The organism is Devosia salina (assembly GCF_019504385.1).
GTDB lineage: Bacteria > Pseudomonadota > Alphaproteobacteria > Rhizobiales > Devosiaceae > Devosia > Devosia salina.
Genome location: NZ_CP080590.1, coordinates 310,237 through 335,212 on the forward strand (window position 1 = coordinate 310,237; position 24,976 = coordinate 335,212).

The following is a 24,976-nucleotide window of genomic DNA, read 5'->3' on the forward strand; positions in this document are numbered from 1 at the left end:
GACACCCATGCTGGTCTTTATGGCCGCGCGACGCATCAACACGATCAAAGCTGATGTGGTTCTGCTCGAAACGCGCCTAGCCGAAATAGTCGCCGCCGATCCCGAGATGGCCGACATCGACCGCCGCCTGCGCTCGGTGCCCCGCGTCGGCCCGTCCTAAGCTGGACACTTTTGGCCCATCTGCCCGAACTGGGCCGCCTCTCCCATGGCCAGATCGCCGCCCTTGTCGGGGTCGCCACCTATGATCGGCAAAGCTGCGCATTCAAGGGTCGCAGCACGATCGGGGGGCGGACGCTCCGCAGTGCGCAACGTCGCCCACATGGCCGTCCTCAGCGGCGCCAGCTTCAACCCAAGTCTCGCCGCCATGAAACACAGGCTCGCCGCACGCGGAAAGGTCATCCTGTCGCTCTGATCAACAAGCTCATGACCTGGCTCAATGCCATCATCAAAAACCAAACCCAATGGCCCCCAAACACAAACTGAACAACACAGTTGCTTATCCGACCGCGACCATCACCACGCCGACCGTTGCCAGCAGGGTCGCAAGAAGAATGCCGGGGGCCGGCATGCGCTCGGTCTTGAAGACGACGACGGCGAGGTAGGCGGCGATATAGATCTCGACCGAGTTGATCACGGCGACCTGCGTCACGCCGGTATAGGTCAGCGCGATGAATTGGGTGATCTGCCCGACGGAGATGCACAGGGCGGCGAGCAACTGCCAGGGATCGGGCCGCCGCAAGGCGTCGACCACAACCTTGCGGTAGTAAGGGCTGACGGCGCAGCCGGCGACGTAGTAGCCGAGCGCGGCGACCGAACCGACGAACGCGCCGAGATATGCGTCAGGCAGCGCCATGAGGCCGAATTTCCGGCCGATGTAGCTAGCTGCGTAGGATGCGGCGCAGATGATGCCAAACATGTAGCCGCGCGGGATGTCGGGCGGCGCGTTCGCGCCCGTCTCTTCCGCCATGCTCCTGTCGCGCCGTTCGATGACCAGCAGGGCGAAACTGACGGCCAGCAAGGCAATTCCCGCCCCCGTCAGCCCACCAATCGTCTCATCCAGGATGAGCCAGCCGAGAAGGGTCGAAAGGAAGGGCGTCAGGCGGCGAACGGTCGAGACGCGGATTACGCCGGCATTCTGGATCGCCTTGTAGAGCGTCTGCCTGCCCCAGACAGTGGCGAGAATGCCCGAGGCGAAGAACCACACCATCGCCATACCTGGTGCGTTCGCCACCGTTTCGAGCGGCAGGCCGACGACCAGCCATACCAACGCCGAAAGTAGGCCAGTGAGCAGCACCGACAATAGCACGCCACCTTCCCCGCTCGCGGCCGGATCGGCTCTCGCGATGGCGACGCTTCCCACAGCGAAGGCGCAAGCGGAAAAGAGCGCCATCAGTTCGCCGATCACGACGGGCTCTCCGACGGATGGTCGCGGCAAGCTGCCGTCATGGTTCTCGTTGTCCGTTCAGGCCGATGTGGATGTTCTTCTCCACGGTAAAGGTGGTCAGTTCGTCCAGACATTCCTCGCGGCCGATGCCCATATTCTTGACGCCGCCGAAAGCGGCGCCGAGAAAATGCTTCGCGACCTCGTTGATCCCGACGAAGCCAGCCTCTACGCGCATCGCGGTGCGGTGCACCTTGCTGATTTCGCGCGCGCCATATCGAGCAGGTAAGGCCGTATTCCAGCGCGTTGACCTGCTCGGTCATCACCGCTTCGTCGTCCCAACGTCGCACGCCGAGGTCGGGGCCGAATATTTCCTGGCGCGCGATCCGCATCGACGGCGTCACGTCGGCGAAGATTGTGGGCTCGAGGTAATAACCGCCGGCCAGGCGGTCGTCGTCGGTCGCCTGGCCGTGTCGGGATGCCCGGCTTGACTCCGCCGGCGACTTCATGATCACCGAATTGCCGGCAGCCACCGGCGCGGCGATCTTGCCTGTGCAGAACATAAAAGGATGATTGAAGGCGATGATCCGCGCGATGAGGCCGAGCGGCTGACGCATGGAGAAATTCACCGCGTGCGGTCCCATCGGGATCGACGCGCCTTTAATCTCGGTCACAAGACCGGCGAAGAATTCGAGTTGCGCTGCGACGATATTGGCGTCGGCGATCATCTCCGTCACCGGATTGCCGCAGTTTGCGACGTCGATCGTGGCAAGGTCGCGCGCATTCGCCCTAAGCAGTCGCGCGACCTCCTTGAGAATGCGTGCGCGTTCCAGGGGAGCGACGTCGCGCCAGACCGGAAATCCCGCCTTGGCCGCGGCGACCGCACGGTCGACGTCCGCATTCCTGGCCTCGGCGAGGCGGCCAGCACGATGCCGCGGCCGGGGTCGAACGTATCGATGGACGAACTGTGGAGTGGCGAATGCCAGTCGCTCCATAGAAGAAGGATCGATGCTCCGGCAGAATTTGGTCCAGAACTTCTCACGACGTCTCTTGCCGACCACCTTGCATGATGCGCTCCGCCCAGCTCCTTAACCTATCCCTAGAGTGTCAGCCTTCCGTTGTCGATAACATTGCGCATTCCCACCCGTTCCAATCGTTATGCGAAGAAATGATTAGGCTGCGAAGTATCTGCAATTCTTGAAGGAGCGTGGCGCTGCTTGCCTCGCACATCTGGTGGTTTGGCGTCTCCGAGTTAGACCGCTGAAGCAGTAGTTCGAGCAGTGGGGAATAACAGAACCGTTTCCGGCGACGCAAGTGTTCGCATATGTTCTCGCACGTTGTGTGCGAACGCGGTAGCCTAGGCCCTGTTGACATAAGTCGGCATCCATAACTTCGCAGCGGCGAGAGCCAGGAAGCCCAGGAAAGAGACGGCGGTCTTGTCGTATCTGGTTGCGATACGCCGGAACTGCTTGAGCTTGTTGAACATGCGCTCGACGCGGTTGCGGTCCTTGTATGCCCGGAAGTCGCAGGTGATGGCCTGCTTGCGGTTGGCCTTTGGCGGGATGACCGGCAGTATCCCCTTGAGTAGCAGGCTGGCGCGGACGTCGTCGCTGTCATAGCCCTTGTCAGCCAGCATGAGCCTGGGCTTGGCAACCGGCAAGGCGATCAGGTCACCGACCGCTTTGTAGTCGGAGGTCTCGCCGCCTGTGAGGATAAAGCCAAGAGGGCGTCCCTGACCGTCTGCGCGGGCGTGGATTTTGCTCGTAAAGCCGCCGCGGCTTCGACCAAAACCCTCCTTATGAGTCCCCCTTTTGCGCTCGCTGCCTGAGAGTGGCCGCGCACTGTGGTGCTGTCGATCATGTGCTGCCAGTCGTCGGTGAGCCCGAGTTCGACCAGCGTTTCCAGCAAGGCATCCCAGACGCCTTGTTCGGCCCAGCGCCGGAACCGAACATAGACCGAGTTCCACTTGCCATAGCGCTCATGCATGTCGCGCCAAGGGCAGCCGACACGCAACACATAAAGCATGCCATTCAGAAAGCGGCGGTTGTCCTGGGCGGGTCGAGACCATCGACCGCGCTCGGACGGCAACAGCGCCCCCACCAGTGCCCACTCATTATCCGTCAGATCGCCACGAGCCAAAAATGCCTCCATGAAAGGAAGCCTTGAATCAGTCACGCGGCGATTTGGGAATCCCTTTTGTCAACAGGACCTAATTGTAGTCACTCAGCGAGAGCTGTGCTGCCGTTGAGAGGCGCTCTGCAGCCGGGTTCACATTTCGGCTTTTGCCAACATGACAAATTTGCCGAACCGCATGGTGGGCCGTGTCACACCTTCGCAGGTCGCCTTCGGTATCCGTCACGTCAGACGTAATGGCGAGGGGTCGACACCGATGATCCGGAGAGCCCGTATCTGTGCATGCGCCTCGAGCAGGCCACAGTGATTGAGACCGGATCAGCGAACTGCCATCAAGGCCATGCAGAAATCGAACGCTGCAACACAAAGGGCCGGACAGATGACCGCAGCGACCAAATGCTGTAATGTTCAGTCAAACCAGAGCAAAAGGTGTGGCACCTGCAGGTGCAAAGGTGTGAGGTCAACAAAAATCAACTTTCGTCAACGTTTACCTTTGTTGACATTCGTTGACTGGTCCATCTGAAGTTACTGCTTCCCACCAAAGTTTTGGCAATTTTGTCAAATTGCCCAATGCGGGCCGGCATCTTTCTGTACCGAGACGACATCGACTAAAGTGAGATGCTCGCGCTCCATTTTGTCAATTTTGTCAATTCTGTCAGCAGGCCATGAGCGGGATGACGCAGCCGGCTACAGTCCAAGAAAGAAGAAAAACCCCGGAAATGCCTTCGGCACGAGCTTAAGTAGGGGGGGTACCCGGAGGCGGGATTGTTTGCGCGGATACGAAGAGGACAGGCCCGACGAATCGCGCTGGGCCAGTGCTCTCGACCACGGATGGCGTGGAGAAAGAATGTATCATGCGTAAGACCATCAAGAAGTCGGCCAGCAAAGCGGCGGCCGATACGGAATTGAGCTCGACGATCGAGAACGATCTGCCGCAGCAGTCGACTGACGCACCGTCTCCGGTGCCGGCCGTGGCGCAGGCGCCCATCAGTCCGTTTGCGATCGCGGAAATGAACGACAATAAAGTTGAAAGTGTCGACTCGGACGGCTGGGCGGTCGAAATCGACTGGAGCTTCCTTGATCCTAGCCGCGCCGCGCCGGCTCCCGTGTTTCCGATCGAGAAACTGCCCGAGCCCTTGGCAGAGCTCGTTGCCAAGCTGGCGCTGGCGCGGCGCCTGGTCGTGGACTTCGTCGCCTTCGCCATTCTGGCGGCCTTGTCCGGAGCCATTGGCAACCGTGCTCGCGTTCAGCTTTTCGATGGCACTCTTGAGCCCTTGGCCATTTACGTTGCCTTGGTCGGAGCGCCTTCGACGGGCAAGAGTCAGGCGATCGGCATGGTCGAGACGCGCTTGCGCGCGTTGGACGGTGATCTGACAGCAAGCGTGAGCGGTGCGGCCATGGCCGCAAGCCACGCGGCTCTCGATCGCCTCAACGTAAAAATCCGTGCGAAGGTTGCGGAACGTTTGGCCGTGGAGTTCGAAGCGCCTGAAGATTACCGAGAGGGACCACGGGGTGGGAGGCTCTTGCTGACCGAAACGACCGGGCCGGGATTGATCGAGGAGTTGAGCGCCGACCGGTCCGGGCGCATGCTGGTCACTCATGAGCTCTCGGGCGCGATCGGTTATCTGTCATCGAGCCAGCCGGCCAGGTCGCGTGGACTTTTTCTGCAGGGCTTCGATGGAAATCCCGTCGTCGTGAGTACAAAGTCGGAAGGTCGGAAGCTGATCCCGGAGCTGCTGCTAAGCGTGCTGGGAGCTGTGCAGCCGGGCCGCTTGTCGTATCTCATGCGACACGGCGATGATGGCTTTGCCGCGCGCTTCTTCTGGGTCCATCCCGATGTTGTGCCCTCTGCGGCACTCGGAGATAATCCGGGTCCGATCGACGACTTGGCGGGCGTCCTCTCAGCTTTGCAGGGTATCCAGCCCGCGGCCAACGAACATGGGTATTCGGCCGCGGTGCCGCTTGCGGCCGATGCTCGGGCGCCCTTGGAGATGGCCGCCAAGAAGTGGACAACTGACCAGATGTTCAGCAGCGAGTTGTTTTCCTCGGCATTGGGGCGTGGGCGACAGTATGCGCTCCGCCTGGCGGGTATCCTGCAGATCGCGACGCATGTGATGGAAGGGAAGTCCGGCCTACCGGATGTGGTGAGTGCCGACGCCATGACGAGCGCTATCGCGATCGTCGACACCTATATCCTGCCTATGGCGGAACGCGTATTCGCCGCCAGCGATACGAAACCTTCGGACGCGGCCGCCCTGGCGCGTTTTCTCGCGCGTAGCGGAAAGCCGATGGTCAACGCTCGTGCGGATATCATGCGTGGTCGCGGCTCGCCGGTGACCCAGGCGCTGGCCGTGCGAGAGGCGATCGAAGAACTCGAACAGCGCGGAGTGTTAAGGCCGGCTCCGCAGCGCCCCGGGCGCGGTCGGCCCTCGAGCGACTGGATCGTCCACCCCGCCCTTCTGGCGATGGCGCGGAAGTAAGTTTGAGAGGGGCGGCACCGCCCCCCTCGTATACCAAAGGTGCAATTATGGCAGGACGATACGACGAACTTCTCGTTGACTGGCCGGGTGACGTTCCCTTCGAACGGGTCGTTCGGCAACGCCTGGATGCCTTTGACAGCCTCGTAGCGCAGGGTGTCACGTGGCCATCTATTGCAGCGGCGCTTGCGCGTGCGGGAATTACCAAGAAGGACGGGGCCCCACTGTCTTGGCGTCAGGTCAATGCGGTGTATCGCCGAAACAAGGTGAAGCCGACCCGCTCACAGGCCTTGCCTAGCGCTTCTCCGAAGCCGCTTCCAATGCCTGCGCGGTCTGGAAATAGCACGGTCACGCACATGTCGACTTCTGGCAGGCTGGCAGACAGGCTCAGAGAAGCACGCAAATTCAATAAAAGCCCATCGGCCGAATACGAAGAATAGAAACCCATGTCGATAAAATTGCCAAAAAGGACGCGCCATGGATGCCACAGATATTTCTGATCTCATTCAAAACACGCCCCTCGCGAGAGGCGAGGCAGAGCACTTCGCTCAATACGCGACAGCGGTCTTTGAGGGAATGGGCCAGCATCGGCGCACGATGGGTCTTTCGCAAAGCTCGGATCTGCTCGCCACCTACATCGCGTCAGCGATTGACTGGAATCTTGCGCTTGAGCCCGCGGCCAAGGCTGAGAACGCCAAACTTGGTTCGCGACCGCGCGGTCGCTTTGGTGTGATCGAGCAGTTAGAGCGAATTGGCGAAATCCTCGGCTGGGATATGGTGCCCGGCAGCAAGCAGCCAAAACTCCGCGACCGTCCAATTACGAGCGATGTCATAAACGCTCTCGCACAAAAGGGCGCACTCGGCCCGGTTCTTGTCTCACATGTCGAGCCACCGGACGGTCGACAACGCAAGGACCTGAAGTTCCGCCCTTTGGGCGGCACGAACGTTGATCTGAATGAGGGCGTGCCTGAGGAGCATGACGAAACGGTATTCGGTTTTCACGATCCTTCCCATCTGACCGATGACGGAAAATCCAATGCACGAAAGCTCAAGCGGAAATTTGCTTTTGCGAGTAAGTTTGGAGCTCCTGCCGTTCTCCGCACCGATCCGGTCACCTGGCACCTGGACGATCAGCCGCGTAAAGCAATCGAGAATGCCGAACCTTTTATGGGTGGAGTGTTTCAGAGCTTGCGATCTGTGAGAAATTTGCTGGCAGGCCAAGAAGGTGCCCGTAAGAACCTCGCGGTCACTGCACGCCGCGCTGCCCGCTTTCTCGAGATCGAGTTTGCCATGACGGATCGAAACAGAAACAATCAGTCCCATGAAACGATTGCCAGCTGGACCAAGCCCAATCCATTTGCAGAATTTGGCATTGCGCTGTTCGAGGTACTCGCACCGACCCGAAATGGCGAAAGCTTGCCCGATATCCTCATGCCCGACGACATAAAGGGCGATTTGAAGCAGGAGGCCGTAGACCTGGTTCTGGAGGGTGCTCAGCATGCGCGCCGGGTGTTCGGCATACTCCAAGGTCGGTTGCGTGCGCATGGCATTGATATTCCAGAAGCCCATCTGGTTGATCCAGACGACGCAGATGAAGATCTTCCAGGGCCATTACAGGCGCATTACCTCGATCGCGGCTCGCCCGTTATGCGAATTTCCGAAGACATTAGAGACACCACCGGTCGCCTCAACGAAGGGCGCCGCCGCACGCTGGAACAACTTTGGAGACTTCGCGACAATTCGGTGAAATTGCGTGCTCTCACCGAAATGTTCTTTGCCTATCATGAGCAGTTGCTCGACCGCGGTGGCAATTACGGCCCATTAAGAAATGAAATGCTCGAGAAGATCGCCAATCCGACGCTCGACTGGTATCGCGAACTCGGTGCTCGATTTGATGAGGGCGTTGTTTACAAGTCCGACATCAAGCGACGATCTGGAGGATTGCCGAACGGCGTGCCCGATGTTCCGAGCGAACTCGAACGATATCAAATGAAGTTGCAGCATTATCCGGCGATAATGGCTTGGGGGGCTCAGCGCCACGACGCAGTCATTGAGGCTGTTCTCACAGCGCTCGATACATCGGGAGACGCTTGGCTGCTCTGGAAGACAGTGAGCGCTATTGTGAACGAGGACGCTGGATAAAGGCGTGCTATTGGCGTTGGCCGGATCTTCGGGCCGCCCCGACGGAGCGGCCCTGAGTTGATCTAGCTGGGCTTGCGGTTCGGGCGAGACCAGACGAGGCTGGCGGTAGCGCCGGTTTCATCATCGAAGAGATTTGCGAAAATCGGGGCGGCGAAGCTCGGATCGTCGATCTTGGCTGAAAGGTAGCTTCGGCCCTCGTTGGACTTTTTCGTCCACGCTGCCCCGATCTCGACGCGGCCCGCAAAGAGGCGGTGCGAGGGGGCATCGTTGTTGGTCGAGGTGGTCTCGGGAACAATTTTTACGTTCTTGGCCTGAAGGTTCAGCGTAGCGATCTCACCGACGAACTCGGAGTTAGTCTTTTTGAAGGTACCGATGGTTGCCATTTGAAATCTCCTTGGTCTGGTTTCGGACCGCCTGATTGCGGCCTCGATGGCGATCTTGGGGACACGAACGACCGGCGACGCATCGCTTTGGCGACCGGAGTGAAACGGAGGACAGCGAGGACCGTCTTTCTTGCCTCGCGAGGAATGGCGGCATAGGCCGTCAGGGGAAGAAAGTCGGGCGGCGCAGTTGCGGCAAGACGGTCGAGGCGAAGCCGATTCGAGTCCAGATCAGGCCAGAAAGAGGACACATTCAGCCGGGTCGGCGGTAGAACAAGGATAATGTATGGGGCTCCCCCGGCTTTCAAAATCGCCACCGAGGTTTTTGGCAAGCGATTGCACGCAACCGGAATTTTGGGCTCCGACGATTTGACGGAAGTAGTCGCAAGGCCAGGACACCTAAAATGCAGGCTTGAACGGGTTGGATCAATTTGGGGACATCGGATCCATCCTATTTCGGGCATGGGGAACATCGCCGATATGGGGCGACATCAGGGTGCCAGTAGCAACAGCAGCTGGTCGTATCGGATAATTTGCGAGCCGCCGGGAAAACACCGTTTGCCTGCCATTGCCTAATTGCCTAGGCATATCTGACACTGACGGCGTTCGCGATATTTTTGGTAATTTTGTCAGTTTTGGCAGGGAGCTTCCCGCGCGGGGCGCGCCGGGTCCCCCGCAATGCCCCAGAAGACAATCTGGCGCGACACATGCAATCCCCTGATTCCGCAGCGTTCTGCCGCAAAATTTGGAACAAAAACTCCTGACCCGAACACCCCTGACGTTTAACTCGGGGGGGTGCCCGGAAGAGACATTTTTCAGCGTGCTTTTCTCGTGGGCGTCATCAACGCTCAAGGAGCAAATCATGAGCAGCAAGAATACCACCGGCAAGCCGCCGGTCTCTCCGACCCAGGGCCAGACGGCATCTGCCGTCGAAGTTCCGACCGTCGCCTATTGCTTGGGCCCGAAGGGCGGAATCGGCAAGTCAACGGTCGGTCGCCTGGCGATCGACGGCTGCTTGGCCGCCGGACGTAATGTTTCGATCGTTCAGATCGATCGCGCGCCCACACTTCCGGCTCTCTATCCGGAGCTGACGACCACGATCGCGGCGCCATCGGCGGAAGACCTTCGCGCGGACCTGCTTGCGTCCGTGCGTGTTTTCGAACCGCTGGACCATAAGATTGAGGAGATCGTTGCCAGCAACGGTGTGCTGGTGGTTGATGTCGGCGCCGGCCATAACACAAGTGCACTGCTCCATTTCGTCGCCCGCGCCCGCTTCGACCGTCATTTGGCCGACAAGGGCGTGAAAGTGGTGGCGCTGGCGGTAACGACGGCGGACAACAGCGCGATGACGCAGACTGCGGCGATGATCGATGACCTGATTCAGGTCCATCCCGCGGCCGAGATCGTACCTGTCCTTAATGCATATGGCGGCAATTTCCGCTTTACGACGACGAGCCCCGCCCACAAGACCTTCGCCGAGCGCATCCAGCCTGCCATGAAGGGCCGGCGCCATCTGCAGTTGCCGGCAGTGGCGGAAGGCGCCTGGCCGCTCTTCGAATCCGCCGGGATGACATTCATCGATGCGGTCATGGCGACCGACGAAGAACTGATGACGCGCCTCGGTTTGTCGCGCGCCATGGCTGTGGCGGTTCAGGCGGACGTCTCAGACTTCCTCGGATACGTCTGGCCGCGTCTGGGTCAGATTGTCGGCTTCGACGTGGAGAGGTCCAATGGCTAGCATCCCTGCCAAATTGATGGGGCGGATCGCCCGGAACGGAGCGCGCGGCAAGGCCGCGCGTCTCTTCCTGCGCCGGAACGTGTCAAGATTGTCGCCAGAAGAGATCGCCAAATTGCCAGCTTCGACGCTGAAGCGAATCGGTCGCGAGCTGCGCGCGGCGGCGATGGGGCAGGCGAACGAAACCGTCGGCGCTGCGTCTGGCCAGATCACGCCCCCCGCGTCATCCAGTTCGAACAGGACCAAACGCATTCCCTCGCTCATCCAATTGCTGATCGAGGCTGTGATTTGCATCGTCGCCCTGACCGTGACCGCTGTGGCCGTCGAACGTCCCGTCCGTTGGGGTCTTTATCACGTTGGCCTCTTCTCATCTGAGCAGATGGGCCTTTGCCAGCGTCTTGATCGCTGGAGCGATGGCTGCAGCTTTGAAGTTCGGACCGATGGTCTTGGCATTGATCAGGTTGCCGTGCTCGTGGACATGCCGCCGGCGGTGCTTGCCGCCGCCAACCCAACTCTTTTCCCCTACGAACCCCTGCCTAGGGGCACGCTCGTTCGTATTAGCCGTTCGGGAGGCAGTAATGAGTAACAAAGATCACGACCTCACGCCGGTGCCCGACGTTTGGCCGGGCCGTCGAGCCGCGTTTGGCGCTTCTGTCCTCATAGGCCTGATTGTCGCCGCTTTTTTATTCGGTGTCCTGCCGGTCTATGGCTGGAACTCGACAGCTGCCTCTATAATGGTCCTCGGCCATGAAGGCTTGTTGTCCATCATCGGTCTTGCCGCCATGGATGCGACTCCCAAACTTGCAGACGCCGCCAATCCTGTCGAGCGTCTGATAATGCTGCCGTTCAATGGTATGCTATGGCTCGCCTATCCGATCAGCTTTGTTCTGGCTTTGCCCGCTCGACTTGTTGAATGGGATTTGCTGGCCGATATTTCGCTCCGCTTGTCGGGCACGGCAGCGGCGAGCTTGGCGGCTGCAATCTTGGTATTCCGCCATGTGGTGAACCGGGCGCCCTATCGCCGCCGCGCGACCTGGGTCGACGGCCCGCAGGTGCGCTGGTTCAGTGATGCCGTCGCAGGCGCCTCCAATCATTTGCGCAGACTTGTCGCTGAGGCCGGTCGTGGTGTGAAATTGGCGCCGGGCCTTTTCCTGCCCCGGCGGGCGGAGCATGAATCGATGTTCATCCTGGGACTGCCGGGATCGGGCAAGAGCGTAATCGAGGAAGGGCTGATGCGGCAGGCGATCGAGCGCGGTGACCGGCTCCTCTGCGTCGATGTCAAAGGCAACCTCATCGATCGAATGGTGCGTCTTTTCGGCAAAACAGTGGCTAATGTCGTGGGCATGGAACCCGGTGGCGGCATCTGGGCTATCGGCGGGGATGTTACGAGCCGCATGACTGCATCGCGCGTCGCTGCCCTGCTAATTCCGGCGTCCAAGGATCCCGTTTGGTCTGCTGCTTCACGGCTGCTGCTCGCCGCCTTACTCGTCAAGCTGGTCCAGTCCCGGGGCAGAAGCTGGGGGTGGACCGAAATTAGACAGTCCATTTCTCGCCCGGTTGAAGAAATTGCCGCCGAACTCGCGCCGACCATGCGACAAGTTGCCGAAATGCTGCGCGGTCGCGATGGCGAGCCGTCGTCGATGGCACTCTCGACGCTCTTCAATATGGTTTCACATATTGATGATCTCGTTCAGACCTGCGCCGATCTGGAAGCCGAAGGCTGGCCAAGAGTGTCACTGAGAGCCTGGATTACGGGCAAGGGACGCCGCGTCCTTATCCTACGCCACGATCTGGGAAACCGCGAGCTTTCCGGACGCCTTCTTGCCGCCATGGTACGAGCGGTCTCGAGCGATCTGCTGAGCCGCCATCTCGAAGATAACATCGATCACGGCATATGGATATTTGCTGACGAACTCCCGCGCATCGGTACCGCGGCCAAGGATGTTTCGGATCTGGCGTCGCTTGGACGGTCCCGCGGCATAAGAGTGGTAGCAAGTGCACAAAGCCAGGCACAGCTGGAAGAAAAAATGTCGCCTGCAGCGGCCGAAGCCCTGACCGAGAATTTTGGCAAAGTCATTGTCTGCAAGGTACGACCGGGCAAGAGCGCCGAGCGCATCTCCACCTCGATGGTGGGAAGCGCAACCTATGCAATCAGGTCAGGAAAGGATGAGACACAGACGCTTCATCAGGTCGCGGCGTTTTCCGCCAGTCAGATGACCAGAACGCTGGGGCTGACAATTGACTGGCGAGGCGGCAAATCGATCCGCGCTGCGGTCATTGGGCTCGACGATGTCTATGTTGTGGAATGGAAATTCAGCGATTGGCCTGGCCTTTAGCGTGAGGAGCGATGCAGCTTATTTGAGGTGTGGCCGGGGATTTTGGTTTGCGGCTGCGCCGTTAAGTGGAGGGGGTGCCCGGAAGCCAGGATTTCAGTCCCTCTAGTTTCGCCTGTGAAAGGGAGCAGGCGAAATGGTTGCAACAATCGCGGCGGGCACCTCCGCCCAATATTACACCGAGACAACTGAATACTACGTCGGTGGGCGGGAACCGGCAGGCCGGTGGATTCTCACCGCCGGGGGACTTTTGCTTTCGGTCGGCAGCATTGTTGAGTCCAAGCCTTTTGAGCTCTTGCATGCCGGCTTGCGTCCGGACGGTTCAGCCCTCCTGTCCACCGTCGGCGTCGGCGGCCCCCGTCGCCGCATCGGCGGATACGATGCGACGTTCTCGGCGCCCAAGAGTTTCGCCCTCTTGTGGGCGATGGCCGATGATGACTTTCGCGCCAGGCTGGAAGACGCCCAGGCCAAGGCAGTCGCTCAAGCGATCGAAATCGCCGAAAAATACGCTGCCTTTTGCCGGTTCGGACGCAACGGTGTCCACCGGGAAAAAACCCGCTTAACGGTCGCCAGCTTCCAGCATGGCGAATCACGTCCAGCCGAACACACGGACGGACGGGTTTTTGAGGACCCAAACCTTCATACGCATACCGTGATCATTAACGCCGGCCCGCGTCAGAATGGGGGCTTTGGAGCCCTCGACGGAACGGCGCTGTTTGCCTGGAAAATGGCCATGGGTGCTCAGTATCATGCCGTGTTGGCGTTCGAGCTCATGCGACTTGGTTTCAAGATCGAGCTAACAGGCAAGAACGGCCTTTTCGAAATCCGCGGCGTTCCCGCCGATCTCATTAAATATTTCTCGGCGCGCCGGAATGAGATTGCGGACGAACTTGCTGCCATCGGCATGCAGAGCATGGATGCGCCCTCGGTCGCGGCCTCAGTCGCACGCAAATCGCGCAAGATCAAGCAGCAGCATCAGGCCGAGGATCGGCATGTTGGCTGGCGCGACCGCGTTACCGAACAGGGATATGACGCAACTACTTTGATCGCGACGAGCCTCGCTCAGCCGGAACACAAGGAAAGCCTTGCGGACCGCCTTGCTCAGATTGCCGGAGCATTGACGGAGCACGAGTCAACGTTCGAACGGCGGAATCTGCATGCCGCAGTAGCGTCGGCTTACGTTGGCACTGGTGAGGACCCACGTCATGTGGCTGCCGAAGTCGATCGAATGATCGCTGAGGGGGAATATGTCGTGCTTGACCGTGACCGGTTCGGCCAGGAAATCCTGACCACCCCCGAAATGCTCCGGATCGAACGCGAGATCGGCCAGATGGTGCGCGAGCTGACTGCCATACCAGGCGCAGCGCTTGATGCCGGACGCGTCGACGAGCTGGTGACCGAGCATGGACTCAATGACGAACAGGCAGCGGCCGCACGGGCAACCCTTACCGCGCAGGTCATCCATATCATCGAGGGGGCACCGGGGTCTGGCAAGACCAAATTGCTCGAGGCAGTGACCGAGGCTCTTCAGGAAACAGGCCATCGCGTCATCGCCGGCGCCACGGCCTGGCGAGTCGCCAATGCCCTACGCAATGATCTTGCGATCAAAGCCCGTGCCATCGACTCCTGGCTCGCCGTCGCCCGGACCGGTGGCGACTTCATCACCGCCGGTACGGTCCTCATCGTTGACGAGGCCGGTCTGCTCTCGAGCCGTCAGATGCACGCCCTGCTCAGAGCCTTTAGCGAGGCGCAGGCAAACGGCGATAGCAGCAGCCGTCTGATCCTGGTGGGGGATCGCGACCAGTTGCAGAGCGTGGGCGCCGGTTCTGGCTTGCGGCTCGTCGCCAACGCAATGTCGGGTTCGAAAGTCGATGAGATCGTTCGCCAACACGAGCAATGGGCTCGCGATGCCATCACTCATTTTGGCAAGGGCCGCGCGCGCGAGGCGCTTGCGGCATATCGCGAACGAGGACTAGTCCTCGAAGCCGATGGTGCTGCCGCCACCGTCAAAGCCCTCGTCGATGCCTGGGAGCAGACCAGGGTCGGCGCGGGAAACGGTTCTGCACTGATCATTGCCAAGAGCAACGCGCAGGTCCGAGCGATATCGACTGAAGTGCGCAGGCGTCTACGCGACCGGGGCCAGATCGTCGGAGCCGAGTTGCTCCTGCCAGCTGTGAGCGCATCGCATCAGGAAGTAACCCTGCCGCTGGCCCAGGGGGATCGTGTGCGCTTCCTCACGCGCGCAACGCTGGACGGCGGTGAGATCGTCAACGGTACGGAAGGCCGGATCGAATCTATTCGTAGCGGAACGCGCGTCGAATTGACCGTTGCGACCCAGAATGGCCGCGTCCGATTCTCGCCTGACGAAATCGCCGACGAACAGGGACGCGCAAAGCTTGCCCACGCCTATGCCAGCACCATCCATCTCGCCCAGGGAACCACCGTCGACCAGGCTGTCGTCTGGGTGACGCCAGGCATGGATCGCCACGACATCTATGTGTCCGCCAGCCGGGCCCGTGCCCAGACCCAGCTCGTCATCGATCGTAGGGCGGTCGAAACCAGTCTGAAGGCCAGCCTGCCACTCAGCGAGCGCAGACGAGGTGAGGCGAAAGAGTTCGATGAGCGTCTGGACTTTCTGGCGACGCAACTGGCGCGGGCACGACTCAAGCGCACCACCCAGGATTTCGCGCCGCAGATGGAGCCGCAGGTTCCGCTTCCCCTCCTGTCAGCGTCGCGGGAGCAAGCGCAACAGGATGACGCCAGAAAGCGCGTGCAGGTCAGGGAGATCAGCCTTGACTGAGGCAAACGTGAAGCGCCGCAAGTCAGTATCGCCTATGGTCGAACGGTCCGCCCACGCGGACCGCTCAACCCTGATGATGGCCAAGACCAACGCCAAAGTCCAAGCGATCAGTGCCTGCGCCCGCGAATCACTGTGCGCCAAAAACGAGCTTGGCCAGTCTGACCTGTGCCGGTCAGATGCCGTATCCCCCTCGGTCAAACCCATCAGCTCGCTCTCGCGGCGGGTGATCACATCCGATATCTCGCGCGCAAGGATGAACTCGGGGTCATCCATGGCACGGCCGGGCGCGTGCTCGATGTCACGACCGATCTGACCGGAACGCTGATTGTGCGTGCCAAAGTGGAGGGTCGCGCCCAGCTTGCCCACGCATGCGCGACCACCAGTTGCGGGTCTCAGGGCCTTACGACCGACCAGTCTTTTCTGATCTCTGATACATCCATGGACCGCCACGACATCCTTGTCGTGGCCTGCCGTCACAGGCATGGGCTCGAGGTCTTTTTTGATGCCACAGAGCCCGATACCGGCGCAAAAGCGGCCCGTTTGCTCACCGATCGGGAGCGGCCGGTCCAGGACGGAGAGCGCCACGTCCTACTCGCCCAGATCCTGAGCCGCTCAGGGACGCGGGCTTCCACCCCCGACTATCTCCGCCCGTGTGCTCTCGAGCATGTTCAGGTGCCAGATCAGGGTGCCCACAAAGCCTGCCAGATATCTGCAGCGCGAGCCGCGCTAGGTCTCAGCCATGAGCGCTGATGACGCAAAGCTTAGGCCCAACAATCCGCCGACCAAAACCATCCCCCGTGATGTTGACCATTGCGAACGATATCTTGACCGCCTTGCACTGGTCGTGGAACGGGCCGGCAGAAATGCCGCAGCCTTTGTCCCCATCGTGCGCCGGCTCGAAAGGGAGCTCGCCGAGGCCAAGGCGGATGAGGAAGTGCTCGCCAAACTTAGGGCAAGGTTGCGGGCCGGATCAGCAAACACACGACAAACCAACCCACAAGACATAACCGGAGACAGCGAATGACCCTCACCTTTGCCCTGCCAAGATGTCCATTTCCGCTTGTAGACATGCCGCCGAAAGTTTCGCCCCTCGATTACGAACGGTTTCGCCCGAGAAGGTACTGTGCCGATGAGCGCTATGTTTATCGAGTCGACTACCTTCATAGCTTTGGAGACTGGCTTCCGGACCGCATTAAGGCTGACGGTCATGGATACAGAATCCCGCTGGACAATATTTTGCGTCACCGTGACGCCAACAAAGCGTATATCGATGCGATCATGGAAAAGCTCGATCGCATGACGCGCACCGGGTCGAGCCTTCGCGCCATCTATTTCTGGGACAATCACAATCTGGTGCGTGAATTCCAGCTCACCCATATCCGGGACTTTTCCTACATGGAAATGGATCATGCCCGAAATGTTACCGGTGAGCTAAAGTCGTACGAACTGAAACATATCCCGGTGATCTCACGCGTACACCGCTCGCACTTGCCCTTAGGCACTATAATTCCCGACCTCAATCCCCAGCTTACCCCTTTCGGACTGGCCCACGTTGTCGCGCTTGCCTCGGGAGAGCACGTCAGCATCCCTTCACAGCACATAGAGTTCTGGTATCGCAACCAATGGACCGATATTGCCAATATTGACCCCGACATGCTGCAAGCCCAATGCGCCCAGGGATCGCTGCGATCCGTCGTTCCAGCGATTCCGCAGTATCTCCTTGGCGGCGACCGGGGTCGTTCTCGTGTCGACCGATGAGGGCAAAATGGAATACGGTGCAAGATTGCATATGCAATGACCTTGGCAATGTTGTTGACTGTCCTGCAGCCTAACCATTCCAGAGGCAAGAGCCCGGGAATGGAATGGCGCAGGGTGCCCGACTGTGATGCAAGGGGTTATCCCGCCTGGCCATGCACCAAGAGCCAGTTTGCAGCCTGGGATGCCTTGGCGGCAGCCGAAAAGATCGCCTTCTTGTCGTTTTTGAGAATGGCCAGCCAGCATTTGATATAACTGGCATGATCGGCGCGGGGCGTGGGCGTCAGTCCCAGATCGGCACACAGAAATGCTGCACCAAGTTCGGCAATCAGCTCTTCGGCAGCATAGGCTTCCTTGCCAAAGCGACCTGAAAGATCCCGATCGAGTCTGGATTTTGCGCCTGACCAGTGGACCTTATGCCGATATCGGCATAAGGCCCATTATGCCGGAAGTGGGATTATGCCGCATGGCCGAGTGCGGTGGCTGGTTTGCCGAGGTTCGGCCATGCAGCGGTTCGGCATATTCAGAGCGATTCCAGGAAGGCGAGCAACTCGTCGTTAGGACGATACCGCCCCGGATGCGTTTCCGGGTTGGCGACCTGAGCGAGCGCTTTTTCCTTCAGCCGCATGTCGGCGTGGATATAGATTTGAGTGGTCTCCACGGATTCATGCCCGAGCCAGAGGGCGATTACAGACTGGTCGACGCCATGGTGCAGCAGTTCCATCGCAGTGCTGTGGCGCAGCGTGTGTGGCGTGACTCGCTTGCCGGCGAGGCTCGGGCAAGCTCGTGATGCCGTCAGGCAATGCTTCCGCACCAGATGCTCCAAAGCATCCCGGCTGAGTTGCTCGCCTCGGATTGACGGGAACAATGGCCCGTCGCTGTCGCGGCGTTCGCCTACCCAGACCTGGATCAGTTTCGCCGTATCGCGACGAAGGGGTGTGCTTCGTTCTTTTCGCCCCTTGCCGATGCAGCGGATGTGAGCGCCGGTGCCGAGAACCACGTCTTTGCAGCGCAGGTTGACCAGTTCGGACGCCCTTAGCCCGGTCTGGAGTGCAAGCACCAGCAGGACGTGATCTCGCCGCCCGACCCAGGTCGTTCGATCCGGCGCGGCCAGCAGCGCCGCTATCTCATCAGCGTCGAGGAATGTGACGCTGCGCTTCACATATCGCTTGTTCGGCATGGAGAGAATGCGCTGGCAATGAAGCAACCAACCCGGGTCGGTCAATGCGACGTATCGGAAGAATGACCGGATGGCTGCAAGACGCGTATTGCGGGTGCGGGCCGTGTTGCCGCGCGCCGTTTCCATATGGGTCAGGAAGTCGGCGACGAGATCGGCATCGAGATCTTCGATCGTGAGCTTTGTGGGCGGCTTTCCACATCGTGAACTTGCATATCGGACCAGCAGCCGGAATGTGTCCCGGTAGCCAGCGACGGTGTGGCGGCTCGCTTCCATTTGCGTGCAGAGCCGGTCAGTGAAGAAGCGCTGGATCAGCGTGGGGAAGTTGGTCGCCTTCATCGACCTTCCTCCGCCGCCGCGCCTGTTATTCGAGCGGAGGCCAGTTCCAGCAGTTCCGGGACCGCTTCCAGATACCAGTATGTGTGGGCGGTGTTTGCATGACCGAGCCATGTCGTAAGCTTGATCATCTCGCGACCGACGTCTTTGCCCGACCGATACCAACTCAGCATGGTCTGCACCGCGAAGGTGTGACGAAGATCATGGATGCGCGGGCCACGGCCGTGCCGAAGATAAAGCTGCCGCTCTCGCAGCCCGATCTTCTGGCATACATGTGCGAAGTTGTAGCGCGCACCGCAGTCGCCAAGACGACGCCCCTCACAGGTCACGAAGAACGCTTCCGGCCTGCGCCCGAGCAGCCGGTCCCGCTCGCGACTATAGCTTTCCAGCCGTTCCACGACGCTCGGGTCCAGCGGCAGCAACCGCTCCTTGCCGAGCTTGCCCTGCCGGACATGAAGCACACCGGATTCGACATCGAGATCGGCAGGATCGAGACCGAGAGCTTCGCTGATGCGGAGCCCCGTCACGGCGATCAGACCGAACAGCGTCGAGCACGTCAGGCCGCGCATCCCGTAGGTCGATGGCAGCGATCGCGCATGCTCGATGATCGCAACGATTTCGGCGTCACTATAAATATATGGATGCACACGTTGAACGCGACCGGGCACCAATCCCCGGGGCGGGGCCTCGTGCCTGGGATCCTGTCCATGCAGCCACTCGGCGAACTGGCGGGCCACCCTGAAGCGTGTTGCCCGTGTTCCGGGACTTGCAGAGGGAAGGCTTTCGAGCCAGCGCATGATCAGGTTGGCGCTGACGTGCAGCGCGCCGTCGCTGTCGGCGAAGGTGACGAAGCGGCGTAATATCCGTCCATCCGTGGTCATTGCAGTGCCGAGCTGTCGTCTGACGGTCAGATAGCAGTCCATTTCGGCAAGGAAGCTCATCGTGCCACCTCCGCAACAGGCCAAGGCTGGGCAATGGAGCGCAGCCCGTCCGTATCGAGCTTGGCGTAGATCATCGTCGTCGCCCGCGATCGATGCCGCAGCAGATCGCCGATCTCTTCCAATGACGCACCGGCGCGAACCATGTTCGTCGCCAGGCTGTGGCGCAGAACATGCGATCCCACATAGGGTGTCGGGGGCTTCACGCCCGTCGCCGCGAACGCCTCCTTCAATATCGTGTTGATGACCTGGCTGTCCTTGAACGGACGGTTGGGCGCTCGATGCGTCACGAACAACATGCGCGTGGTCGCTGAAGTTCGCTCCTCCTGTAAATACCGAATGATGGCTTCGCCGACGTCCGGCGGGATTGGCAACCGGTCATGTTGCTGCCCTTTTCCACGAACCATCAGTTCGCCGGCGCGCCAGTCGATGTCATCCAACTGGATCGCGATAATCTCCGGCGCACGCAGGCCGAGACGAGCCATCAGCAACAGCATGGCGTAGTCGCGGGCACCACGCCGCGGATTGGTGCGCACCGACGCGACGACGGCCTCCACCTCATCAGGCGACAGATAACGAGGGAGCCTCGCGCCCCAAGGTTTGTGGACTCTGGGGACGCAGAGCGAGAGGTTGGTCGTCGTGAGGCCCTGGGCGAACAGATACTGGAAGAAGCTGCGCAGATGCGTGGCCGGCGTCTTGTCGCGGAACGGGCGCTTGCGTGAGAGAAGGTGCTCCATGAACGCCACGACATCCCGCACGTTCAGCGCCGGCAGGTCGAGCACATTGTCGCCGAAGCGATGGTCGAGAAAGCGATCCGCGAACCGGAGCACGTGATAGATCGTACGCGGGCTGAGACCGCGTTGCCGCAGAAGATAGGTTTCGAAGTTGCTCAGCAGCTCTGCGCGCTCGGCCTGCGCAGGTGTCAGCGGCGGTCGTGTCGCCACGCCGATTTCAATCAGATGCGCGACGAACAGCCTGGCAAGATTGGGAACCTTGATCTGGCTCTGCGGTGTCGCTGGCAATCGACATCCCAATTCAACAGCAAGATCTGGCGTCAACGCCGACGGTGCAATGGCCTCGTCATCGAGCAAGCGACCGAAGCGTCGAAGCAAATAACGATAATTTTTCAGCGTATCCGGTTTGTAGTTTCTGGACGCAAGGCTTTCTTCGAATGATGCGAGATACTGATCAAGGCATGTATGATCGGATTTTTCCATTTCTGTGCTCCATGTTGGTGGAGCAATGAACTTCGCGCCAAATCCCCGCTTTGTGACCAGTCGATCTTCATCTGAGGGCACGTGCGGCCAAGACAATATTTCGACGTCACCTCTTCAACGCTGACCCGCATATAGAGTTCTTGACGTGGCTGCCCGGACTTTCGTATCTAAAATTATGGGGATTGCGAGCTCCCCACGAGGCGCCAGCCGAAGATCGCGTTCCTGTTCAACCCCGGCCACGGAGGAACGCACATGCCTGCGCCCAATGCCATTTCGTTCGATAAACTCACCCGCATCATCGGAACCCCTCGAGCGCCGCTCTTGCTCGACGTGCGGTCCGAGGAGGATTTCGCGACCGATCCACGGTTGCTCCCTGGCGCCGCCCGGATCGATGACCAGGCGCTCGCCGCGCTCGCGTCACAACTCGGTGGGCAGCCGTCCATTGCCGTCTGTCAGGCCGGCCACCGGCGCAGCCAGGGCACGGCTGCCTGGCTTCGCGCCGAAGGCTGCTCCTCGGAATATCTCGAGGGCGGGTTCGATGCTTGGCGAGCGGCCGGACTCCCGTTGATCGATCCAGGCAAGTTGCCGGCGCGCGATGCGCAGGGCCGTACCATTTGGGTCACCCGCTCCCGCCCCAAAATCGACCGCATCGCCTGTCCTTGGTTGATCCGGCGCTTTCTCGATCCCCGTGCGATCATCCTGTTCGTTGCCCCCGCCGAAGTGGTGGGCGTCGCCGAGCGCTACAATGCCGCGCCCTTCGACATCGAGGGCGTGTTCTGGAGCCATCGGGGCGAGCTCTGCACCTTCGATGTGATGCTGGCCGAGTTCGGCCTAGGCATTCCCGCCCTCGACCGCCTGGCCGCCATCGTTCGCGGAGCCGATACCGCTCGGATGGACCTCGCACCCGAAGCCGCCGGTCTGCTTGCCGCTTCGCTCGGCCTGTCGCGGATGTATTCCGACGATCTGGAACAACTAGAGGCCGGGATGCTCCTCTATGACGCCTTTTATCGATGGGCACGGGACGCGACCGACGAGACCCATAACTGGCCCACTAACAAGCCGAAGGCAGAATGATGCAGGACCGCGCATATCCAACCCTTGGTGCGGCCACCCGCATCTGGGCCCGCATTGGCCTGCTGAGCTTTGGCGGCCCCGCAGGACAGATCGCGCTCATGCATCGCATCCTCGTCGAAGAACAGCGCTGGCTGGGTGAGAAGCGGTTCCTTCATGCGCTCAACTACTGCATGCTGCTGCCGGGGCCGGAAGCCATGCAACTCGCCGTCTATATCGGCTGGCTGATGCATCGCACCCTCGGCGGCATCATCGCGGGCGTCCTCTTCGTGCTGCCGGGCGTCGTGGCGATCATGGCACTCAGCTGGGTCTATGCGCTTTACGGCAATGTCGGGCCAGTCGAAGCTTTGTTCTTCGGGCTCAAGGCCGCGGTGCTGGCCATCGTGGTGCAGGCGGTCATCCGGATCGGCTCGCGTGCACTGAAGAACGGGGCGATGGTCACCATCGCCGCCGCCGCCTTCGTAGCGATCTTTGGCTTCGCCATCCCTTTCCCGCTCATCATCCTGATTGCTGGCTTGATCGGGTTCTTCGGCGCCCGTGCGGGTCTGCCTGCATTTCATGGTGGCGGCGGACACGGCAAGGTGGGCAAGGTCCAGGTCGATGACGCCGACACCCTCCTCGGCGAAGAATCGCCGGCTCACACGCAGGTCAACCGAGGGTGGGCGTTTCGCGTCTCGGCAGCGTTCCTCGTGCTCTGGTTGGTCCCGGTCGCCCTGCTGTTCGCCGTCTTCGGTCCGGCCAACGTTTTTGCCCAGATCGCAGGCTTTTTCAGCGTCATGGCCGTGGTGACCTTCGGTGGCGCTTATGCGGTCCTTGCCTATGTCGCGCAGGAGGCAGTTCAGAACTACGGCTGGCTCGCCCCCGGCGAGATGCTGGACGGGCTCGGCATGGCCGAGACTACGCCCGGGCCCCTAATCATGGTGACGCAGTTCGTGGGCTTCATGGGAGCCTTCCGCGATGCGGGCGGACTGTCGCCGTTGATGGCGGGAACGCTGGGCGGGCTGCTGACGACATGGGTTACGTTCACACCCTGCTTCCTCTGGATATTCCTAGGTGCCCCGTTCATCGAGCGCTTGCGCGACAACAAAGTGCTGACAGCAGCCCTGACGGCGATCACGGCCGCCGTCGTGGGGGTGATCATGAATCTTGCGGTCTGGTTCGGTCTGCATGTTGTTTTCGATGAGGTGCAGACGATCACGTCTTTCGGCCTCGATCTCGATGTGCCCGTCTGGTCCACAATGAACCTGTCTGCTGCGGCGTTGGTCCTTGCCGCGCTTGTCGCGGTTTTCCGCTTCAAGCTCGGCCCAGTGACGGTTCTCGCCGGGTGCGCAGCGGCTGGTCTGGTTCTTGGGGTGGCCAACATTGCATAACGGTGATCCGCTCTCGCGATCCAAGTGAGAGCCAAAGGGCCCATGACGAGATTGATAAGGGGACAACGCCGCATTTCGTCAAAGCCCCACCCGGACAATCGGATCGTGGGCACGCTAACCCCTAACCGAATTCCTCAGCTCCCTTGAGTTTCGTTTGGGCGTCGGTTTATGCCGAGCGCAAAGAGGACTATGGCCTGCAATTACAGCAGAGCGCTTGCGAAGTCGGCATAATCCCACTTCCGGCATAATGTACAAGCTCATGGCAAAGCGTCGCGTAAAAGGCCTCGCGTGCCCCACTTGTATTTGTGCCCACAAAGCGCTTGCGATCCGGCATTCGGATCAGGTCATAGCCGGGAATGTAGCATGCATGTTCGCCACCCTCGTCGATGACTGCACCGGTGGCGGCAACGAACTGCTCTGCCTTCTCGATCGGATCGAATAGCGGTCCGTCTGGAAGTGTCTCTGGCGCACATTCAAAGCCCTCAACCTGTGCTGCGTTGAACACGGAGCTGGCCCGGGCAATGAACCGCTCACCGACTTGGGTTTCGCCGGTCTCCTGGTTGGTCTCTTCAACCGACAGAGTCTTATGAAAGACCACGAGCGCGGATTTCTCGCCGCGGCGGACCTGGCAGCCCTTGTCCTGCCATTGCCGATACGTGCCCCAGATGTTGGACGGGTATTCAGCAACAAACGCTGCGACCCAGAGGCTGACGATGTTGACGCCATTGTAGGGGTTCTTCGAAGCGATGTTGACGGGGCGGGCAAAGCTGCCGGCCGTGCTTTTGATCCATGGGAGCCGGAAGTCTTCGGCGGTCTCGATCGCATCGACGATGCGGTTGGTGATCTCCTGATGGACATCGAATTTTTGGGTGCGTGGCATGGGTCTCTCCTTTCGTTGCCTGGAGCCGCGATCGGCGCGGCCTGATGGCGACCGAAGAGGCTGAGCCAGACGGCCCTTGCACCCCGAAAGGGGCGGGCGAAGCGAAAAGACGGCGCATGCCGTTGCGAGGGCGGAGGGTTCGGCCAGGAAAGCCACGAAGGAAGGCCGCGACACACGCGGCGGTCAGACGGAAAGCTGGAGAGAGAAAGCGACGCCCATGAAGATGAATGCAGCGCAATCGAGCACACCCAGCATGATCCGGCAAATGTTGAAGCGTCCGGATTCAGCGCGAGGACGGCGCCCCCTCCCAAACTATTGACTAGAACCTAGTTACAAGGTACTACTAATCGCATCAGTGCAAAGAGGATGGTGTGCTACTGTGATGCCCGTTGTTCGAATTTCCGACGCCACCTGGGACCGGTTGAAGAGGTATGCGCGTCCCTTAGAAGATACGCCCGATGATGTGATCCGGACCGCCTTGGATGCATTGGACAAAACGCTGGGCAAAACGCCGCCTAAGCCAATCCGGGCAGCGCCCAAGCCCAGGGGCAAGAAGACGCCGCAACGCGAATTCCGCAATCCTCTGATGCGCGTTCTTCTTGATTTAGGAGGGGCCGCATTCAGCAAGGATATCCGCGATCGGATGGAACCGGAGGTGCGCTCTATGCTTGGAGCGGCCGATCTCGCACCAGTCTCATCAGGCGATCCACGGTGGTGGAACGCTGTGTGCTGGGAAAGAAATGACCTAAAGAAAGAAGGGCTGATGCGCAGCGATTCCGATCGTGGAATCTGGGAGCTGAGCGAGGACGGCTTGCGGGAGGCGAGACGGCTATCAGAGTAGAGCTGAGCCT

21 protein-coding genes and 2 pseudogenes are annotated in these 24,976 nt (G+C 60.3%); 12 read left to right on the forward strand and 11 right to left on the reverse strand.

Translation table 11 applies throughout. The annotated features are described in order from the left end of the window. Positions 1-7: 7 nt before the first annotated feature. The gene (locus K1X15_RS01515; RefSeq protein WP_220305753.1) at positions 8-160 is read left to right on the forward strand and encodes a hypothetical protein; all 153 of its coding nucleotides are present in this window, start codon (positions 8-10) and stop codon (positions 158-160) included. Positions 161-496: 336 nt separating this feature from the next. Here the strand turns inward: K1X15_RS01515 and K1X15_RS01520 are convergent, their stop codons facing one another. The 3 genes and pseudogenes from K1X15_RS01520 to K1X15_RS01530 form a co-directional block, all read right to left on the reverse strand. Next, the gene (locus tag K1X15_RS01520) at positions 497-1,405 is read right to left on the reverse strand and encodes an EamA family transporter (RefSeq protein WP_220305754.1); all 909 of its coding nucleotides are present in this window, start codon (positions 1,403-1,405) and stop codon (positions 497-499) included. Then, positions 1,402-2,442 carry an aldehyde dehydrogenase family protein gene (locus K1X15_RS21685; RefSeq protein WP_421952992.1) on the reverse strand — a complete coding sequence of 347 codons (1,041 nt, stop codon included), beginning with the start codon at positions 2,440-2,442 and terminating at the stop codon, positions 1,402-1,404. The genes K1X15_RS01520 and K1X15_RS21685 overlap by 4 nt, the downstream gene beginning before the upstream one ends. A 296-nt stretch (positions 2,443-2,738) precedes the next feature. Beyond that, positions 2,739-3,520, reverse strand: a pseudogene (locus K1X15_RS01530) (IS5 family transposase). An 848-nt stretch (positions 3,521-4,368) separates the two neighbouring features. Here K1X15_RS01530 and K1X15_RS01535 point away from each other — a divergent pair. Beyond that, a complete protein-coding gene (locus tag K1X15_RS01535; protein WP_220305755.1) occupies positions 4,369-5,994 on the forward strand; it encodes a DUF3987 domain-containing protein in 1,626 nt (541 codons plus the stop codon). Positions 5,995-6,226: 232 nt separating this feature from the next. Here K1X15_RS01535 and K1X15_RS01540 read toward each other — a convergent pair whose 3' ends face one another. Next, positions 6,227-6,439: a hypothetical protein gene (locus tag K1X15_RS01540; protein WP_220305756.1), complete on the reverse strand. Its 213-nt coding sequence runs from the start codon at positions 6,437-6,439 to the stop codon at positions 6,227-6,229. A 29-nt stretch (positions 6,440-6,468) separates the two neighbouring features. Between K1X15_RS01540 and K1X15_RS01545 the strand changes: the two genes are divergently transcribed. Beyond that, on the forward strand, positions 6,469-8,133 hold the full coding sequence (locus tag K1X15_RS01545; protein WP_220305757.1) for a hypothetical protein: 1,665 nt from the start codon (positions 6,469-6,471) through the stop codon (positions 8,131-8,133). 62 nt (positions 8,134-8,195) lie between these two features. Here the strand turns inward: K1X15_RS01545 and K1X15_RS01550 are convergent, their stop codons facing one another. Further along, on the reverse strand, positions 8,196-8,516 hold the full coding sequence (locus K1X15_RS01550) for a DUF736 domain-containing protein (RefSeq protein WP_220305758.1): 321 nt from the start codon (positions 8,514-8,516) through the stop codon (positions 8,196-8,198). Positions 8,517-9,375: 859 nt separating this feature from the next. Between K1X15_RS01550 and K1X15_RS01555 the strand changes: the two genes are divergently transcribed. The 4 genes from K1X15_RS01555 to mobF all read left to right on the forward strand — a co-directional run bounded on the left by K1X15_RS01555 (position 9,376) and on the right by mobF (position 15,381). Continuing rightward, complete coding sequence (locus tag K1X15_RS01555) at positions 9,376-10,251, forward strand: P-loop NTPase family protein (RefSeq protein ID WP_220305759.1); 876 nt, start codon at positions 9,376-9,378, stop codon at positions 10,249-10,251. After that, on the forward strand, positions 10,244-10,834 hold the full coding sequence (locus K1X15_RS01560) for a hypothetical protein (RefSeq protein WP_220305760.1): 591 nt from the start codon (positions 10,244-10,246) through the stop codon (positions 10,832-10,834). Before K1X15_RS01555 ends, K1X15_RS01560 begins: the two co-directional genes overlap by 8 nt. After that, complete coding sequence (locus K1X15_RS01565; protein ID WP_220305761.1) at positions 10,827-12,584, forward strand: type IV secretion system DNA-binding domain-containing protein; 1,758 nt, start codon at positions 10,827-10,829, stop codon at positions 12,582-12,584. The genes K1X15_RS01560 and K1X15_RS01565 overlap by 8 nt, the downstream gene beginning before the upstream one ends. 133 nt (positions 12,585-12,717) lie before the next feature. Beyond that, the gene (gene mobF, locus K1X15_RS01570; RefSeq protein WP_220305762.1) at positions 12,718-15,381 is read left to right on the forward strand and encodes a MobF family relaxase; all 2,664 of its coding nucleotides are present in this window, start codon (positions 12,718-12,720) and stop codon (positions 15,379-15,381) included. On the opposite strand, the gene K1X15_RS01575 is transcribed toward mobF, so the two are convergent. Beyond that, entirely contained in the window at positions 15,307-15,966 is a 660-nt protein-coding gene (locus K1X15_RS01575; protein ID WP_220305763.1) for a hypothetical protein, read from the reverse strand. The two genes, mobF and K1X15_RS01575, sit on opposite strands and share 75 nt — an antisense overlap. A gap of 154 nt (positions 15,967-16,120) precedes the next feature. On the opposite strand from K1X15_RS01575, the gene K1X15_RS01580 reads away from it, so the two are divergent. Further along, positions 16,121-16,405 (forward strand): hypothetical protein, encoded by a 285-nt coding sequence (locus K1X15_RS01580; RefSeq protein ID WP_220305764.1) that lies wholly within the window; start codon positions 16,121-16,123, stop codon positions 16,403-16,405. Next, positions 16,402-17,139 carry a hypothetical protein gene (locus K1X15_RS01585; RefSeq protein WP_220305765.1) on the forward strand — a complete coding sequence of 246 codons (738 nt, stop codon included), beginning with the start codon at positions 16,402-16,404 and terminating at the stop codon, positions 17,137-17,139. Before K1X15_RS01580 ends, K1X15_RS01585 begins: the two co-directional genes overlap by 4 nt. Before the next feature lie 137 nt (positions 17,140-17,276). On the opposite strand, the pseudogene K1X15_RS01590 reads toward K1X15_RS01585, so the two are convergent. From K1X15_RS01590 to K1X15_RS01605, 4 genes and pseudogenes are all read right to left on the reverse strand, one after another. Continuing rightward, positions 17,277-17,546 (reverse strand): annotated as a pseudogene (locus K1X15_RS01590) (zincin-like metallopeptidase domain-containing protein); the annotation flags it as partial. Between the two features lie 113 nt (positions 17,547-17,659). After that, positions 17,660-18,652, reverse strand: a complete 993-nt coding sequence (locus K1X15_RS01595) for a tyrosine-type recombinase/integrase (RefSeq protein ID WP_036744228.1) — start codon at positions 18,650-18,652, stop codon at positions 17,660-17,662. Then, positions 18,649-19,590 (reverse strand): tyrosine-type recombinase/integrase, encoded by a 942-nt coding sequence (locus tag K1X15_RS01600; protein ID WP_036744226.1) that lies wholly within the window; start codon positions 19,588-19,590, stop codon positions 18,649-18,651. Before K1X15_RS01600 ends, K1X15_RS01595 begins: the two co-directional genes overlap by 4 nt. Beyond that, complete coding sequence (locus K1X15_RS01605) at positions 19,587-20,804, reverse strand: tyrosine-type recombinase/integrase (protein WP_036744225.1); 1,218 nt, start codon at positions 20,802-20,804, stop codon at positions 19,587-19,589. Before K1X15_RS01605 ends, K1X15_RS01600 begins: the two co-directional genes overlap by 4 nt. Before the next feature lie 252 nt (positions 20,805-21,056). On the opposite strand from K1X15_RS01605, the gene K1X15_RS01610 reads away from it, so the two are divergent. Beyond that, the gene (locus K1X15_RS01610; RefSeq protein WP_036744223.1) at positions 21,057-21,878 is read left to right on the forward strand and encodes a chromate resistance protein ChrB domain-containing protein; all 822 of its coding nucleotides are present in this window, start codon (positions 21,057-21,059) and stop codon (positions 21,876-21,878) included. Then, entirely contained in the window at positions 21,878-23,245 is a 1,368-nt protein-coding gene (gene chrA / locus K1X15_RS01615) for a chromate efflux transporter (RefSeq protein WP_036744230.1), read from the forward strand. The genes K1X15_RS01610 and chrA overlap by 1 nt, the downstream gene beginning before the upstream one ends. Positions 23,246-23,432: 187 nt before the next feature. Here chrA and K1X15_RS01620 read toward each other — a convergent pair whose 3' ends face one another. Continuing rightward, positions 23,433-24,125, reverse strand: coding sequence for an ArdC family protein (locus tag K1X15_RS01620; protein ID WP_220305766.1), 693 nt, complete (start codon positions 24,123-24,125; stop codon positions 23,433-23,435). Between the two features lie 382 nt (positions 24,126-24,507). Here K1X15_RS01620 and K1X15_RS01625 point away from each other — a divergent pair, with 382 nt between their 5' ends. After that, positions 24,508-24,966, forward strand: coding sequence for a winged helix-turn-helix domain-containing protein (locus K1X15_RS01625; protein ID WP_240549718.1), 459 nt, complete (start codon positions 24,508-24,510; stop codon positions 24,964-24,966). The last annotated feature ends 10 nt before the right edge of the window (positions 24,967-24,976 follow it).

Excerpts from the sequence above, each read along its gene's own strand:
- K1X15_RS01580 (WP_220305764.1), top strand. The coding sequence starts at position 16,121 with ATGAGCGCTGATGACGCAAAGCTTAGGCCCAACAATCCGCCGACCAAA.
- K1X15_RS01600 (WP_036744226.1), bottom strand. The coding sequence starts at position 19,590 with ATGAGCTTCCTTGCCGAAATGGACTGCTATCTGACCGTCAGACGACAG.
- K1X15_RS01595 (WP_036744228.1), bottom strand. The coding sequence starts at position 18,652 with ATGAAGGCGACCAACTTCCCCACGCTGATCCAGCGCTTCTTCACTGAC.
- K1X15_RS01535 (WP_220305755.1), top strand. The coding sequence starts at position 4,369 with ATGCGTAAGACCATCAAGAAGTCGGCCAGCAAAGCGGCGGCCGATACG.
- chrA (WP_036744230.1), top strand. The coding sequence starts at position 21,878 with ATGCAGGACCGCGCATATCCAACCCTTGGTGCGGCCACCCGCATCTGG.
- K1X15_RS01620 (WP_220305766.1), bottom strand. The coding sequence starts at position 24,125 with ATGCCACGCACCCAAAAATTCGATGTCCATCAGGAGATCACCAACCGC.
- K1X15_RS01585 (WP_220305765.1), top strand. The coding sequence starts at position 16,402 with ATGACCCTCACCTTTGCCCTGCCAAGATGTCCATTTCCGCTTGTAGAC.
- K1X15_RS01550 (WP_220305758.1), bottom strand. The coding sequence starts at position 8,516 with ATGGCAACCATCGGTACCTTCAAAAAGACTAACTCCGAGTTCGTCGGT.
- K1X15_RS01515 (WP_220305753.1), top strand. The coding sequence starts at position 8 with ATGCTGGTCTTTATGGCCGCGCGACGCATCAACACGATCAAAGCTGAT.
- K1X15_RS01625 (WP_240549718.1), top strand. The coding sequence starts at position 24,508 with ATGCCCGTTGTTCGAATTTCCGACGCCACCTGGGACCGGTTGAAGAGG.
- K1X15_RS01560 (WP_220305760.1), top strand. The coding sequence starts at position 10,244 with ATGGCTAGCATCCCTGCCAAATTGATGGGGCGGATCGCCCGGAACGGA.
- K1X15_RS01565 (WP_220305761.1), top strand. The coding sequence starts at position 10,827 with ATGAGTAACAAAGATCACGACCTCACGCCGGTGCCCGACGTTTGGCCG.
- K1X15_RS01540 (WP_220305756.1), bottom strand. The coding sequence starts at position 6,439 with ATGGGTTTCTATTCTTCGTATTCGGCCGATGGGCTTTTATTGAATTTG.
- K1X15_RS01545 (WP_220305757.1), top strand. The coding sequence starts at position 6,469 with ATGGATGCCACAGATATTTCTGATCTCATTCAAAACACGCCCCTCGCG.
- K1X15_RS01605 (WP_036744225.1), bottom strand. The coding sequence starts at position 20,804 with ATGGAAAAATCCGATCATACATGCCTTGATCAGTATCTCGCATCATTC.
- K1X15_RS01610 (WP_036744223.1), top strand. The coding sequence starts at position 21,057 with ATGCCTGCGCCCAATGCCATTTCGTTCGATAAACTCACCCGCATCATC.
- mobF (WP_220305762.1), top strand. The coding sequence starts at position 12,718 with ATGGTTGCAACAATCGCGGCGGGCACCTCCGCCCAATATTACACCGAG.
- K1X15_RS01555 (WP_220305759.1), top strand. The coding sequence starts at position 9,376 with ATGAGCAGCAAGAATACCACCGGCAAGCCGCCGGTCTCTCCGACCCAG.